The 14,126-nt window shown below is 31.6% G+C and carries 14 protein-coding genes; 9 read left to right on the top strand and 5 right to left on the bottom strand.

Annotated features, from left to right (window positions below; genetic code table 11):
* The 5 genes from ACFSC2_RS10310 to ACFSC2_RS10290 form a co-directional block, all read right to left on the bottom strand.
* Window positions 1-1,485: an O-antigen translocase gene (locus ACFSC2_RS10310; RefSeq protein ID WP_379814064.1), complete on the bottom strand. Its 1,485-nt coding sequence runs from the start codon at window positions 1,483-1,485 to the stop codon at window positions 1-3.
* Between the two features lie 3 nt (window positions 1,486-1,488).
* Window positions 1,489-2,589 (bottom strand): DegT/DnrJ/EryC1/StrS family aminotransferase, encoded by a 1,101-nt coding sequence (locus ACFSC2_RS10305; protein ID WP_379814065.1) that lies wholly within the window; start codon window positions 2,587-2,589, stop codon window positions 1,489-1,491.
* Window positions 2,589-3,536 (bottom strand): FemAB family protein, encoded by a 948-nt coding sequence (locus tag ACFSC2_RS10300; RefSeq protein WP_379814066.1) that lies wholly within the window; start codon window positions 3,534-3,536, stop codon window positions 2,589-2,591. The genes ACFSC2_RS10305 and ACFSC2_RS10300 overlap by 1 nt, the downstream gene beginning before the upstream one ends.
* A gap of 7 nt (window positions 3,537-3,543) precedes the next feature.
* Entirely contained in the window at window positions 3,544-4,146 is a 603-nt protein-coding gene (locus tag ACFSC2_RS10295) for a trimeric intracellular cation channel family protein (RefSeq protein ID WP_379814067.1), read from the bottom strand.
* A gap of 135 nt (window positions 4,147-4,281) precedes the next feature.
* A complete protein-coding gene (locus ACFSC2_RS10290; protein WP_379814068.1) occupies window positions 4,282-5,025 on the bottom strand; it encodes an RDD family protein in 744 nt (247 codons plus the stop codon).
* Between the two features lie 20 nt (window positions 5,026-5,045).
* Between ACFSC2_RS10290 and ACFSC2_RS10285 the strand changes: the two genes are divergently transcribed.
* The 9 genes from ACFSC2_RS10285 (at window position 5,046) to ACFSC2_RS10245 (ending at window position 14,077) form a co-directional block, all read left to right on the top strand.
* Window positions 5,046-6,023 (top strand): stage II sporulation protein M, encoded by a 978-nt coding sequence (locus ACFSC2_RS10285; protein WP_379814069.1) that lies wholly within the window; start codon window positions 5,046-5,048, stop codon window positions 6,021-6,023.
* 14 nt (window positions 6,024-6,037) lie between these two features.
* Entirely contained in the window at window positions 6,038-6,811 is a 774-nt protein-coding gene (locus ACFSC2_RS10280; RefSeq protein ID WP_379814071.1) for a DUF4129 domain-containing protein, read from the top strand.
* The gene (locus tag ACFSC2_RS10275) at window positions 6,804-8,051 is read left to right on the top strand and encodes a DUF4350 domain-containing protein (protein WP_379814072.1); all 1,248 of its coding nucleotides are present in this window, start codon (window positions 6,804-6,806) and stop codon (window positions 8,049-8,051) included. Before ACFSC2_RS10280 ends, ACFSC2_RS10275 begins: the two co-directional genes overlap by 8 nt.
* Before the next feature lie 40 nt (window positions 8,052-8,091).
* On the top strand, window positions 8,092-9,105 hold the full coding sequence (locus ACFSC2_RS10270; protein ID WP_379814073.1) for an AAA family ATPase: 1,014 nt from the start codon (window positions 8,092-8,094) through the stop codon (window positions 9,103-9,105).
* A gap of 86 nt (window positions 9,106-9,191) precedes the next feature.
* Window positions 9,192-10,523, top strand: coding sequence for a DUF58 domain-containing protein (locus ACFSC2_RS10265; RefSeq protein WP_379814074.1), 1,332 nt, complete (start codon window positions 9,192-9,194; stop codon window positions 10,521-10,523).
* Window positions 10,524-10,540: 17 nt separating this feature from the next.
* Window positions 10,541-10,951, top strand: a complete 411-nt coding sequence (locus ACFSC2_RS10260) for a hypothetical protein (RefSeq protein ID WP_379814075.1) — start codon at window positions 10,541-10,543, stop codon at window positions 10,949-10,951.
* Window positions 10,948-11,898, top strand: a complete 951-nt coding sequence (locus tag ACFSC2_RS10255; protein ID WP_379814076.1) for a hypothetical protein — start codon at window positions 10,948-10,950, stop codon at window positions 11,896-11,898. The genes ACFSC2_RS10260 and ACFSC2_RS10255 overlap by 4 nt, the downstream gene beginning before the upstream one ends.
* Before the next feature lie 114 nt (window positions 11,899-12,012).
* Window positions 12,013-13,098 carry a phosphoglyceromutase gene (locus ACFSC2_RS10250; RefSeq protein ID WP_379814077.1) on the top strand — a complete coding sequence of 362 codons (1,086 nt, stop codon included), beginning with the start codon at window positions 12,013-12,015 and terminating at the stop codon, window positions 13,096-13,098.
* Window positions 13,099-13,288: 190 nt separating this feature from the next.
* Window positions 13,289-14,077: a TrmH family RNA methyltransferase gene (locus ACFSC2_RS10245; protein ID WP_379814078.1), complete on the top strand. Its 789-nt coding sequence runs from the start codon at window positions 13,289-13,291 to the stop codon at window positions 14,075-14,077.
* The last annotated feature ends 49 nt before the right edge of the window (window positions 14,078-14,126 follow it).

The following is a 14,126-nucleotide window of genomic DNA, read 5'->3' as shown; positions in this document are numbered from 1 at the left end:
TTATTTCTTTTTTCGCTTTACAAATGAAGTAAATATTTCGCTTAAATTCATTTTTTTATTCATTTGATGCAAACTGAATGCAAACGAAATTACAATCATTAATACCCATAAACTGTACTTTAATGCTGTAAATTCAATATATCTAAAACCAAAAGCCAATCCGGAAATCATAAAACACACTAAATAGGTTTGGTAAAAATCGTTTTCAAAATAAAAATTATAACGCATTTTGGTGATGATTTTTAATCCGATAAAATGACATAGAAAGTACAAACCATAACTAATTCCTAAACCTTCTAATCCGTAAAAATAATAGCCTGCAATATTCATTAAAACAGACAAAACATTAAATCCGAAAGCTGTTTTTACAAAGATTTTAGAATCGCCCTTTGCAATTAAAATAAATCCCATCGACCAGGAAACGGCACGAAAAAGCATTCCTAGAATCCCAAAACATACCATCGGAATTATAGCATCAAAATTTGAAGTATAAATAATCGGAATTATAAAATCTGCTAAAGCCAAAAACAAAACAATAATCGGCGTGATAATTAAAATTGAAACAAACGCTTGCTGCGAAACACTTTCTCTAACTTTAGGATTATTAGAATGAATAGATGCAAGTTTCGGAAAATAATCGGTGCTCATAACCGTAAAAATAATTCCGACGTAAGAATTGAGCAAAGTAAAACCTGCATTGTAAAAACCAACTTGTTCTAAACTGCCTGTTTTTCCGATATAAATCTGAATTAAATAAGTTGACAATAAAGTTAATACACTACTGATTGTGAGCATAAAACCCAACTTGACAATTGATTTTCCTTCTAAAAATAAGTTGTCATTTGAAATTTTTTCCTTTTCAATTTTAACTTTATTAGAATACAAAAAAGAAAAAATTAAAGCAGTTAATGACGTGACAATTAATGTGGGAACTATTGCATCAATTTTCAGGAAATAGTAGAGCGGAATCGAAAAAAGTAAACCGAAAATATTTCCAAACAAATTGGCTTTTGCTAAAAACTTTATTTGTCTTAATCCTTGCAAAACAGCCAATTGACCCGATGTTAATTGTTTAAATAATATCGTAACAGCAACTAAAACAAAAGTATACGTCTGGCTTGAATCTCCAAAAGTAATTTCACTCAAAAATTTTGAAAAAGCAATTGTAAGCAACATTCCGAAAATCCCTGTAAAAAAGACAATTTTTTTAATGATCTGAATAGTTTTGGAAACCGTTTTTATGTCTTCATTTTTATAATTTTCAGAAATACTTTTTACTGCGCTGGTTTCAATTCCGAAACCCGAAATACTGGTAATAATGTTTAAAGTTGAATTGAGTAAAGCGATAATTCCCATTCCGGCCGGACCGATAAATACAGCAATTAATTTGGTTCGGATAATCGAAATTAAAATCGTAAAAAACTGAACGCCTCCAAATATCGAAGTTGCTTTTAAAATCTGCTGATATGCTTTTTTATCAGACACGATTTAGTATTTATTTAAAGTTTCAATCACAAAACTTACTTCTTCGTCCGTCAAAACTGGACTTATCGGCAAGCTCAAAACTTCATTATGAATTTTTTCTGTTATCGGAAACGACAAATTATTCCAATCTAAAAAAGCCTTTTGTTTGTGTGGCGGAATAGGATAATGAATGACAGTCTGAATCTCATTTTGAGCTAAATACTCTTGTAATTTTTCGCGATTTTCTATGCGAATCACAAATAAATGAAAAACATGATTGTCGGAGAAATCCCAAAACGGTAAAACTATTTTCTCATTTTTTATTTCGGCTAAATAACGTTTTGCAATCGTTCTGCGTTTTTCGTTATCGGTATTTAAATTGGGTAATTTTAAGTTTAAAAAACCTGCTTGAAGTTCGTCCAATCTAGAATTTACACCTTGAAATTCATTGTGATATTTTTTTTGTGAACCGTAATTTCGAAGAGAATAAATAACTTTCGAAAGTTCTTCGTCATTTGTCACAACCGCACCGCCGTCGCCCAAACAACCCAAATTTTTTCCCGGATAGAAGCTGTATGCGGTTGCAGATTGTAGATTTGAGATTGTAGATTTGAGATTGTTTTTAGCGCCGTGACTTTGCGCACAATCTTCAACTACAATTAAATTATTCTGAAAAGCAATTTGATTAATTTGATCCATTTCAACCAATTGTCCGTACAAATGAACAGCTAAAATGGCTTTTGTTTTTGAGGTTATTTTAGCCTGAATTAATTCTGGATTTACATTGTAGGTTTCCAATTTTGGCTCAACCAAAACCGGCACTAAATCGGCTTGTAGAATGGCTAAAATACTGGCAATATAAGTATTTGCAGGAACGATTACTTCGTCGCCTTTTTGCAGTTTTCCGAGTTCGATATACCCTTTAAAAATTAAAACTAAAGCATCTAAGCCATTCCCTGTTCCGATGCAGTATTTTGATTGGCAATATTCAGCGAAAGCTTTTTCAAATGTTTCGACTTCTTTTCCTAAAATATACCAGCCATTTTCTAAAACCGTTTTCAGTTTTGCCTGAAAAGCAGTTTCATAAGGTTGATTTATTTTTTTAAGATCGAGAAAAGAAATCATTATAAAGTAATTTTGTAAAAATCCTGATTATAAATAGTGCAGCCTAATTCTTCTTTTTGCTTTAAAAGACCTGGATTATAGCCTTTCTCGTTTTCTTCGTTTACAATTCCCATATCAAAAAAGCGTTTTCCTTCTCTTTTAAACTTGAATATTAAATGAATAAACAAAAAATCAAGCGCTCTAACTGCTTCTCCTTTTTTTGATGTTGCTCCATATTGCGATTTTACGATTCCATTGGATTCAAAAATAGTGATTCCAGCAACAATATTATCCTCTTGATAAACAGAGAACTGCTTAATATGTTTCGGAAATCTTGTCTGCAAAAGCGTTATTTCTTCTTTGGAGTGAACAGGTTTTACATTAAATTTTTCTGATAATCGCGGTATTAAAACTTCGTCCCAAAAAGTAGTAAAATCAGTTTCTTCAACAATATCCAAATCCAGATTTTCGATGCGTCTGAAATGCTTCATTTTACTTTTGGAAATATGAAGCGGTGTTTGCAGATTTAATGCCAGATTCATTTCCTTGCGTTCTAAAACAGCATTTCTTTTAAAAAGGAAAAAATCTATTTCGTTATTTCCTTTTGTAAAATAAAAACTCGGAATGGGTTTGTAATAAAATGTTTTAAAACCGTTTAGCTTTAGAAAATTTAAAATCTCATCTAAAATAATCTCAATTTTTTCACCATTTAATTTTTCCAAAAATAGTAGTCCGCCATATGTTAAACCTTGATGCGAATATAGGATATCTCCTTTTTTATTGGCTGGAAGAATTGCTTTTAATTTTTCTTCGTCAAAAATTAAAAGTGAAAAATCTTCAAAACGATCTTCGTGATATTCCATAAAATCCCTGTGAAATAAAAAAGTCGCGTTTTTGGCATCGGCGACAAATTTATTCCATAAATCAAAATGATCTTTGTGGTATTTTTTTACGATGTAGTTTTTCACTAAAAAATTATTTATGATCGAATGCTTTTAAATGCCATTTGTACTTTACAGCCATTAATCGGATTGCGATTATGATCAGCGAAGTTACAAGATACAAAACATCATCGTTTAGATTTAATTTTCTTAAACCAAAAAATACGATGCCACCAAAAATACAGATTGTAGCGTAGATTTCTTCTCTAAATACGTTTGGAATTTCATTACACAAAATATCTCGAATTACACCGCCAAAACAAGCTGTCATGGTTCCAAGAGCGATACAAATTGCGGGATGAAGTCCTGTAAGAAGTCCTCTTTCTAAACCGATTAAAGTAAAAACACCCAAACCGATTGTATCAAATAAAAACAAAGAAGTTCTAAGTTTATCAAAACTTTTTCTGAAAAGAATAGCTAAAAAGAATCCCAGAATAATTACATAAACATATTGCATATCGCGCATCCATCCTACAGGCGTACGACCGATTAAAACGTCTCGCAATGTTCCGCCTCCAACTGCTGTTACAAATGCAATAATAAAAACCCCAAACGGATCTAATTTTTTATGCATTGCGGTTAATGCGCCAGACATAGCAAATGCCATTGTCCCAATAATATCTAGTAAGTGAAACATTTTTTTTCTTTAAGTTACAAAGATGCAAAGGGTCAAAGTTACAAAGTTGTTAAGTAATTCTAATTTCGATTTCAAAAATCAATTCAATGACAAGAATCAATGCGACTCATAATCCGTAACTTATAATTCTAAAGATTACATGTTTTGTGTGTAAAAATTGTAATCTTTTATAATAACACGAAGAAAATCACTGCTGTTACCGGATTGATTTTTTATTCCTGTAACACTTTCAATCTTGGCAACTAATTTATATAAAACTTCGTGGTCATTTTTGGCCTCAGCTCTATGAAAGTTCTCTTTTATAATTCGGACATCGTTATCTGAAAGTTTTATTACTAAAGGATAAGTTGGCACATAAGCATCTCCAATTTCTTCTAAAATGGTATGGCTGATGTTAATTTTATTCTTTAATGTAATTACAGCAGTTCCCGCCGCCATGTCACCTAAACGCTGCGATTTTTTGCTTGTTATAATCGTAATAAATCCGACTAAACCATAAAAAGAACTGAAATCTATCATTCTGAAGAACCAGCGAATTAAGTAATCGCCAAAACCTGCTTGATAACCGTCAATTTTAACTACTTTAATCTTCACAATTTTCTTTCCGATCGACTGTCCTTCAAAAATGCTTTCTAAGGTTATTGAATAGATCATTATCGGAAAAAAGAAGATAATAAAAATAGCTCCGACAGACCAATCGTCTAAAGTATTAAACCATCTTTCTAATTTAAAAACAGAAAAAAACAACACTAAAATAGTTATTATATAGCAGATTTTTATAAACAGATCTATAAAGTAAGCCCCAAGTCTTTCGCCTGCAGAAGCCGCTATGAAATTTATTTTAACATTTTGTGTTGTATTAATAGATAATTCTGACATATTTTATATTTTAGCGGACAATGAGAGAAATTGCTTTTATAAAACAAAATAAAGAAAAATGGCTGGAATTTGAGCTAGCTATTTTTGGTAAAGCTAAGAAAAATCCTGATGAATTAGCTAATTTGTACATTCAAATGATGAATGATCTTTCGTATGCTCAAACGTATTACCCTAAGAGTAAGACGGTTGTATATTTAAATCATTTGGCTTCGCAGATTTATCAGAAAATTTACAAAACCAAACGTACTGAAAAAAATATGCTCGTGTATTTTTTTAAGATCGAAGTACCGCTTTTAATGTATCAGTACAGAAGATATTTGATTTATGCCTTTGTATTATTTTTTACAACGGTTTTAATTGGAGTTATTTCGGCGCGATACGATCAAGGTTTCGTCCGATTAATTTTGTCCGATGGCTATGTAAATATGACCTTAGAGAATATCAAAAAAGGGAATCCTGTAGCAGTTTACGGCACGGGTTCTAACTGGGGAAGTTTTATCGGAATCACGATGAATAATCTCGTTGTGGGTGCAAAATGTTACTTGTACGGCATTCTGGGCGGTTTGGGTACTTTTTATATTTCGATGTCCAATTGTATTATGCTGGGAGCTTTTCAGTACTTTTTTTACGAACATGGCGTTTTCTGGAAGAGTGTCCGAGGTATCTGGATTCATGGCTCCATGGAAATTTTCGCTATTGTTATTGAAACAACAGCCGGTTTCATTTTAGGAGCTTCTATCCTATTTCCTAAAACTTTTTCTAGAATCAATTCTTTTAAAATCGGTTTTAAAAATAGTTTTAAAATATTCCTAAGTACTTTTCCTTTTACAATCAGTGCCGGATTTCTAGAAGGTTTTATAACACGCTATTCTATAGATATGCCCAACTGGTTAAGCAGCGGTATCATCTTAATTACATTAGGAATTATTTCTTTTTATTATTTGGTTTATCCTTTTATTGTTCACAAAAAATTACAGTTAAGCGCCAAATCAAATTAATCACAGCCTTTTAAATGAATAAATTTTTCTTCTTTTTATATTTCATTTTACACTGCAATATTGTTAGTGCTCAAGATACTATTATTACTCAGGATCCTCCAAAAATAGGAAGCACAAAATATACTGAAAAAGATATCAGAATTGATTCTAATCCAGTTACCGCAAAACATTTTGAGAAAAACTTCAAAGAAAATTATAAGGGTTCTGATTTTATTTACGAATACAAAGCACCCGAAAAAAACTGGTGGGATCACTTTTTAGAGTGGCTGGCTAGTGTTTTCAGGAATTTATTTCATTTCCAGACTTCAGAAGCAGCCTTGGATTTTGTTGGAATTTTAATTCGATTTATAGCCGTAGCTGTAATTGTTGTCATTATTTATTTTATTGTCAAAGCTTTGCTTAATAAAGAAGGTAAATGGATTTTTGGTAAAGACAGCACCAAGAAAACTATTTTTTATACGGATGCAGAAAAAAATATTCATCTTTTAGATTTTGAAAAACTAATAAAAGACAGCATTGCTTCTGGCGAAAAACGTGCAGCAGTACGCTACTATTATCTATGGCTGCTAAAAGTTATGGCTAAAAACCATTATATCGAATGGGATATCGAAAAAACAAATTCTGATTATTTGTACGAACTCCAACGCCCTGCGCACAAAGAGGAGTTTATGTATTTATCGTATCTGTACAATTATATTTGGTACGGTGAATTTGAAATTGACGAAACAACGTTTCTTAAAACTCAAAACCGATTTAAAAATGCTTTAAAAACCTTTGGTAATGAATAAGACTATAAAAATATACATTGCTGTTCTGGTTTTTATTTTCGTTCTGATTTTAGTACTAGACAAAGGCAATCCAAAACCAATTGACTGGACACCAACTTATTCGGTAAACGATAAAATTCCGTTTGGTTTATACGTGTTTGACAATGAAGCCAAAAAATTATTTAAGAATCAAAATATTGAAAGAATTACAACGCAGACTCCTTATGAGTTTTTAAGTTCTAAAGTAAATGAATCTTATATAAATGATGAGGAAAATCAAGACGAAAACCAATATTTGAACACATATGTAAAAACGTATTTGATAAAAGGAACTTTCTTAAACATTTCTGAAGAAGAAAATATTGACAGTCAATCTGCAAAAGAAATTTTTGAATTTGTATCTAAGGGAAACAATGCTTTTTTAAGTATGAAAACGTTTCCAAAACTGCTTGTCGATTCTTTAAAACTTGAATTAAAAACCGATTTTCTTCCAACAAAGAATGTTTCTATTTGGATGGCAAATAAAAAACTAAGCAAACTGAAGTATCAATTTAATACTGGCGAAGGTTATTTTTTCTCTAAAATTGACACTTTAAACACCACTGTTTTAGGATATCAAGAAAGTGCCAACAATAAAAAAAGTATCAATTTTATTAAAATTCCATTTCATGACGGTTATTTTTACCTGCATACACAGCCTGTAGCTTTTACGAATTACAATCTGCTTAAGGCAAATCATTTTAAATATGCCGAAAATGTAATGTCATATCTGCCGAAAAATGATGTTTTCTTTTACACAAAATATGAAGAGGATTCTATTTCTGGTTCCCCTTTACGCTACATCCTTAGTCAGCCGGCGCTAAAATGGGCTTGGTATTTATCGTTGATCGGAATTTTAATTTTTGTTTTGTTTAATGTCAAAAGAAAGCAGCGTATTGTACCGATTATAAAACCGCTTCCAAATTTAACGGTCGATTTTACCAAAACAATCGGAAATTTATATTACCAAGAAGGAGATCACACGAATATTATTGATAAAAAAATCATTTATTTCCTTGAAAAAATCAGAACCGAATATTTGATTGATACTAATAATCTGGATGATAATTTGATAAAAAAACTGCATCATAAAACAGGAAAAGATAGTAAAGATATTGAAGATCTTGTTTTCTTGATTAATGAACACCGAAAAAGTTATCACGGAAATCTTGAAGAAGATTTAATTCGAATTAATCTCGCAATAGAAAAAATTTTAAACTAAGAAGTTAACCTTATATTTATAAAGAAAAAAAGACCAAATCATGGACGACATCAATACAACAAAAAGCGAAATCACAAATGAAAATGTGAATTTTGAAACCAGAATTAATTTGGGTCCGCTTTTGGATCATGTAAATACGATTAAAAAAGAAATTGAAACCGTTATTGTAGGCCAGCACAAAATGGTCGATCAGCTTTTGGTTGCGATTTTATCCAACGGGCACGTTTTACTTGAAGGCGTTCCTGGAGTTGCTAAAACAATTACCGCAAAATTGTTATCTAAAACCTTAAATATTGGTTTCAGCCGTATTCAGTTTACACCCGATTTAATGCCTTCTGATATTTTAGGAACTTCGGTTTTCAATTTAAAAAACTCGGAATTTGAGTTTAAAAAAGGACCGATTTTTTCTAATTTGATTTTAATTGATGAGATTAACCGTGCGCCCGCTAAAACGCAAGCAGCTCTTTTTGAAGTTATGGAAGAACGCCAGATTACAATTGACGGATCGGCTTATCAATTAGAAGCACCGTTTTTGGTAATTGCCACTCAAAACCCTATCGAACAAGAAGGAACTTATAGACTTCCAGAAGCTCAGCTGGATCGTTTTCTTTTCAAAATCACTATTGATTATCCAAAATTAAACGAAGAAATTTTAATTATTCAGAGAGAACATCAATTACAAGATCACGGAAAATTAGAAGGAATTAAAACGATACTTTCTGCACAAGAAATTAAAAACTACCAAGGATTAGTAAAACAAATCAGAGTAGAGCAGAATTTATTAGAATATATTGCCCGAATTGTAATTAACACCAGAGAAAATGCCTTTTTATATTTGGGAGCTTCGCCTCGTGCTTCAATTGCAATTTTGAATGCTTCGAAAGGTTTTGCTGCTATTCGCGGACGTGATTTTGTAACACCAGAAGACATTAAAGATGCTGCAATTCCTGTATTACAACACCGTGTAATTGTAACTCCGGAACGCGAAATGGAAGGAATTACAAGCTCAGAAATCATCAAACAGATTATTGAAACTGTTGAGATTCCGAGATAAATCTTGGTTTCGGTTTTCATTTTTATAATGAAAATTGAAATTTAAAAGTATGACTAAAAACTAAGACCAATCTGAAACAAAAAAAAGTGAATTTCATAAAAAGCCTTTACCTCAATAATTTCTTTTTCTATGTGCTTATCGGCATTATCGGATTGTTTTGGTGTGCTTTTATTTTCCCAAATTTATATCATGCTGTTTGGTACCTTATACTTGTACTTGGCACATTTACAGCAATAGACATACTGCTTTTGTACATAAATAAAACGGGAATTGAAGGCGAAAGAATAATTCCAGAAAAACTTTCAAACGGAGATTTAAATCCGATTACGATTGTGATTAAAAACCATTATACCTTTAGTATTTTGGTAAAAGTAATTGATGAAATTCCGTTTCAATTTCAAGTTCGCGATTTTAAAATTTTAAAGACTGTAAAAGCTTCCAGCCAAAAAGAATTTGGTTATGATCTTCGCCCGACCGAAAGAGGAGAATATCATTTTGGAGCCTTAAACCTTTATGTTTCTTCTCCGTTACGACTGGTTTCTCGACGATATGAGTTCGAAGAAAACAAAATGGTTCCTACATATCCTTCTTTTATCCAATTAAGAAAATACGATTTACTGGCGTTTTCGAATAATTTATTTCAATACGGAATCAAAAGAATTCGACGAATTGGCCATACAATGGAGTTTGAGCAAATCAAAGAATATGTTCAAGGTGATGATCTTAGAACTTTAAACTGGAAAGCGACCGCAAAGAAAAACGCTTTGATGGTCAATCAGTTTCAAGATGAGAAATCGCAATCTGTTTATATGGCAATTGATAAAGGGCGTGTGATGCAAATGCCTTTTGACGGCTTGAGTTTATTGGATTATGCTATTAACTCGTCTTTGGTTTTGTCTAATGTAATTCTGAAAAAACAAGATAAAGCCGGACTTTTTACTTTTTCAAAAAAGGTTGAAAATAGAGTTTTTGCAGAAAAGAGGGCTTCGCAAATGCAGAAAATATTGGAAACTTTATACAATGTAAAAACTGATTTTTTTGAAAGTGATTATAGCCGTTTGTATGTAGACATTAAGAAAAGTATCAATCAGAGAAGTTTGATTATTTTGTATACCAATTTCGAAACAATGGACGGACTTAATCGTCAATTGCCTTATTTGAAAGGAATTGCAAAAAGTCACTTACTCGTTGTGGTTTTCTTTCAGAATACAGAGCTTAATTCGATCATTAATAAAAAGACAGAAACGATTCAGGAAATTTACGATAAAGTAATTGCTGAAAAATTTATGTTCGAGAAACGTCTTATTGCTAATGAATTAAAAAAATACGGAATTCATACGGTTTTGACACAACCTGAAAACCTGACACTGGATGCTATCAATAAGTATCTGGAAATTAAGTCTAGAGGGATTTTGTAAAAATTTAATATAGTAAAATGGATTATGAATTTATTTCAAAAATCGGATTAATTATTGGCTTATATTTTTTTGTCAATTATTTTTATAAAAAAATAGATTGGCACTCTTCTACTAAAAATGAACAAAAGAATTTATATTATTATATTAAGTATATTCTAATCCTCTTTTTTGGTTTTACTCTTTTTTGTAGTCTATTAATATTCTCCATTATTTTTTTTAAAGAATCTCTCTATTTTTTTGAAAATAGAAATTACTGGGAACAAATTGGTCTTTCGCTTGGCCTAATCGTTTCTTATTTTTATTATCTAATTGTAAAGGATGGGAAAAAAAATAAAGAGAATGAAAAATTGTCAATTATTAAAAAACAAAAAAATAAAATTAATCAACTTGAAAAAAGAATTAAATCATTAGAAAATGATAAGTTATGAAAAAAATAATTTCTATTCTATTCCTTTTAATTAATTTATCCAGTTTTTCCCAAAATAAAGAAACCATAGCAATTCCAAAAGGAGTTGTTTATAAATACTGTGATCCAAAAACGCTTGAAAAAGCCAAAAAATTAATTTCCGATAATTTATCAAATAATAGTGATTTCAAACTTCTCAAGAGCAATTTAATTATCGGTCCCGTTTTATGGAAGACTTTTAAAGACAATGAAAACATTCAAAAAATTGAAGGCGGAAAAGTTCAATTTCATGTTGACAATTTGGTTTTGGATGGAAAAATAAGCCAGACAATTGACGATTCTAAAATAATCTGGAACGAGTTTAAAAAAGAAGTTTCAGGCGAATATACAATCAGAAAAGCAAATGAAAAAGAATTACAATATTACTGGTCTGTAATCTCTTTTGATATTGAAGAGCCTTTGCTTATTGTCGAAACTAAAGATCATAATTACATTTTAAATCTCTTAAGAAAAGATTTGACGCTATTATGGTTGGACGAAGCTCCGAGAGCAGATGTTCTTTTGGACAACAGCAATTCGGCTGTAGTTCAATATCAGAATGGACAAGTTATCGATTCTGTTTCAAAAGGTATAAAAGAAACAAAACTTGAAAAGGTTGTTTTCCTAAATTCTGATGCAGAATTAATAGAAAATAGTTCTCTTGAAGACCTAAAACTAATTATTGAAAAGACAGAAAAAATATTTGATGACTTATTCAAAACCTCAGAAAAACCGGGAAAAATTATGGTTCAGTTTGAGTTAAAAAAGAAAAAGAACGAAATAACTTTTGCTGTAAGAGATGATTTGGATTTAGATCTTATGAAAGAATTTGAGAAGAAAGTAAACGGAGAAATATATCCAAAATCGAAAAAAAATCCAATTGGAATACAATTAATTTTTAAGGTTAACTCTCTTAACGATACACAATAGAGACTTCTATTAATTTATAGTTACATTATGTTATCCTGTAAAAATTGATTAATTAAATTAGGTAGTTTTGAAATAAATTTAAAATCAATAGATATAATTTCAAACTAATAAAAAATGAAAAAAGTAACTCTAATTCTGTTCATTTTATTAAGCTGGAAATCTCAAGCTCAAAAAACAGAAAACATTATCATTATAACCACAGACGGTTTTAGATGGCAGGAGCTTTTTAAAGGTGTTGACAAAACGATCGCTAATGATAAAAAATTCAACCAAGGCGACAGCGCTTACATCTATAAGAAATTCTTTGATACTGATTTAAAAAAATCACGCGAAAAAATCATGCCTTTTCTATGGTCCGAAATTGCGGCTAAAGGACAAATTTATGGCAATCGCGAATTGGGAAATAAAGTCGATGTTTCAAACCCATATTGGTTTAGTTATCCTGGTTACAGCGAAATCATGACCGGAAATGTGGATCTTGCTGTAAACTCAAATGGCTACAAACCTAATCCGAATGTGAATGTTTTGGAGTTTCTAAACAAACAATCTAAACTAAAAGGAAAAGTAGCCGCTTTTGGCGCTTGGGATGCTTTTGATAGAATTTTAAATGAAGAAAGAAGTGGCTTTCCTGTCATTTCAGCTTTTGATAAAGTCGGCGGAAATAAACCAACAGCTGCTCAAAAATTACTGAACGAAATGCGTGATAATTCGTTTAAACCTTTTCATGAAGATGAATGTTTGGATGTTTTTACACATTATCAGGCAATGGATGAGTTAAAAACCAAGAAACCAAAAGTGCTATATATTTCATACGGCGAAACAGACGAATGGGCACACCACGGACATTATAGATCCTATCTCGACGCAGCGAATCAAGTTGACAAATGGATTCAAGAAATCTGGAATTTCATTCAAAATGATCCGCAGTACAAAAACAAAACAACGATTTTTATTACGACAGATCACGGAAGAGGCGATAAAACCAAAACACAATGGACAGATCACGGTGCTGATGTTGTTGGAGCATCGGAAATCTGGTTTGCAGCAATCGGTCCAGAAATTGCCCCAAAAGGCGAAATAAAAACGGATTCGCAAGTCTATCAAAAACAGTTTGCGCAGACTATCGCAAAATTGTTAGGTTACACTTTTACAACTGATCATCCTGTTGCAGAAGAAGTAAAAGAAGTTTTTGAGAAATAGTTTGTTTTTTTTCCACTACCCGAGCGATAGCGAACTGACGAAGCAATTCACGAATTAGTTATTATTCGAAACTAAATAATTTGTGAATTCGTGGCGGAAAAAAACTTTGAAACCTACAAGGTTTTAAAAGCTTGCAGGAAGAAAAAAACTCTGTACCTTTGCCTCTTTGCAACTTTGAGCCTTTAAAAAAATGAAACAAATCACTTCAGTTCAAAATCCGTTTATAAAATCTTTGGTTTTACTTCAGGAAAAATCCAAAGCCCGAAAACAAACTGGAACTTTTTTGATTGAAGGACAACGCGAAATTTCACTTGCCATAAAAGGCGGTTACGAAATCGAAACGGTTTTATTTTTAGCAGACCTAGTTTCAGAATCCGAAATCAACAAACTGATTCGCAATCCTTTTCAGTTAATTGAAATCAATAAAGAAGTTTATCAAAAATTGGCTTACAGAGATACAACAGAAGGTATTCTGGCTGTAGCCAAAACGAAATCTTTAAAATTATCGGATTTAAAATTATCCGAAAATCCGCTGATTCTGGTTACCGAATCTTTGGAAAAACCAGGAAATGTCGGCGCTGTTTTACGCACCGCAGATGCCGCCAAATTGGATGCTGTTTTAATCGCAGATCCAAAAAGTGATTTATACAATCCGAATATTGTTCGCTCCAGCGTTGGCTGTTTGTTTACCAATCAAATTGCAGTCGGAACAACAGAAGAAATTATTGCTTTTTTAAAAGAAAAAAAGATCAATTTCTATTCGGCTACGCTTCAGAATTCGACTTCTTATCATACACAAAATTTTACCACTCCAACTGCTTTAGTTGTAGGCACAGAGGCAACGGGTTTAACCCGGAAATGGCGCGAAGAAGCTACACAAAACATCATCATTCCGATGCAGGGAGAAATCGACAGTATGAATGTTTCTGTTGCGGCCGCAATTTTAATTTTTGAAGCAAAAAGACAGAGAGGGTTTTGATTTTAGATTTTAGGTTTTAGATTTTAGATTTTAGATTTTAGATTTTAGA

The sequence above is a fragment of the Flavobacterium artemisiae genome (assembly GCF_042678225.1).
GTDB classification, from domain to species: domain Bacteria; phylum Bacteroidota; class Bacteroidia; order Flavobacteriales; family Flavobacteriaceae; genus Flavobacterium; species Flavobacterium artemisiae.
The sequence above is the reverse complement of the archived record's forward strand: the minus strand, read 5'-3'. Positions and strand labels throughout refer to the sequence as shown.

Excerpts from the sequence above, each read along its gene's own strand:
- ACFSC2_RS10305 (WP_379814065.1), bottom strand. The coding sequence starts at position 2,589 with ATGATTTCTTTTCTCGATCTTAAAAAAATAAATCAACCTTATGAAACT.
- ACFSC2_RS10295 (WP_379814067.1), bottom strand. The coding sequence starts at position 4,146 with ATGTTTCACTTACTAGATATTATTGGGACAATGGCATTTGCTATGTCT.
- ACFSC2_RS10290 (WP_379814068.1), bottom strand. The coding sequence starts at position 5,025 with ATGTCAGAATTATCTATTAATACAACACAAAATGTTAAAATAAATTTC.
- ACFSC2_RS10285 (WP_379814069.1), top strand. The coding sequence starts at position 5,046 with ATGAGAGAAATTGCTTTTATAAAACAAAATAAAGAAAAATGGCTGGAA.
- ACFSC2_RS10280 (WP_379814071.1), top strand. The coding sequence starts at position 6,038 with ATGAATAAATTTTTCTTCTTTTTATATTTCATTTTACACTGCAATATT.
- ACFSC2_RS10275 (WP_379814072.1), top strand. The coding sequence starts at position 6,804 with ATGAATAAGACTATAAAAATATACATTGCTGTTCTGGTTTTTATTTTC.
- ACFSC2_RS10270 (WP_379814073.1), top strand. The coding sequence starts at position 8,092 with ATGGACGACATCAATACAACAAAAAGCGAAATCACAAATGAAAATGTG.
- ACFSC2_RS10260 (WP_379814075.1), top strand. The coding sequence starts at position 10,541 with ATGGATTATGAATTTATTTCAAAAATCGGATTAATTATTGGCTTATAT.
- ACFSC2_RS10255 (WP_379814076.1), top strand. The coding sequence starts at position 10,948 with ATGAAAAAAATAATTTCTATTCTATTCCTTTTAATTAATTTATCCAGT.
- ACFSC2_RS10250 (WP_379814077.1), top strand. The coding sequence starts at position 12,013 with ATGAAAAAAGTAACTCTAATTCTGTTCATTTTATTAAGCTGGAAATCT.
- ACFSC2_RS10245 (WP_379814078.1), top strand. The coding sequence starts at position 13,289 with ATGAAACAAATCACTTCAGTTCAAAATCCGTTTATAAAATCTTTGGTT.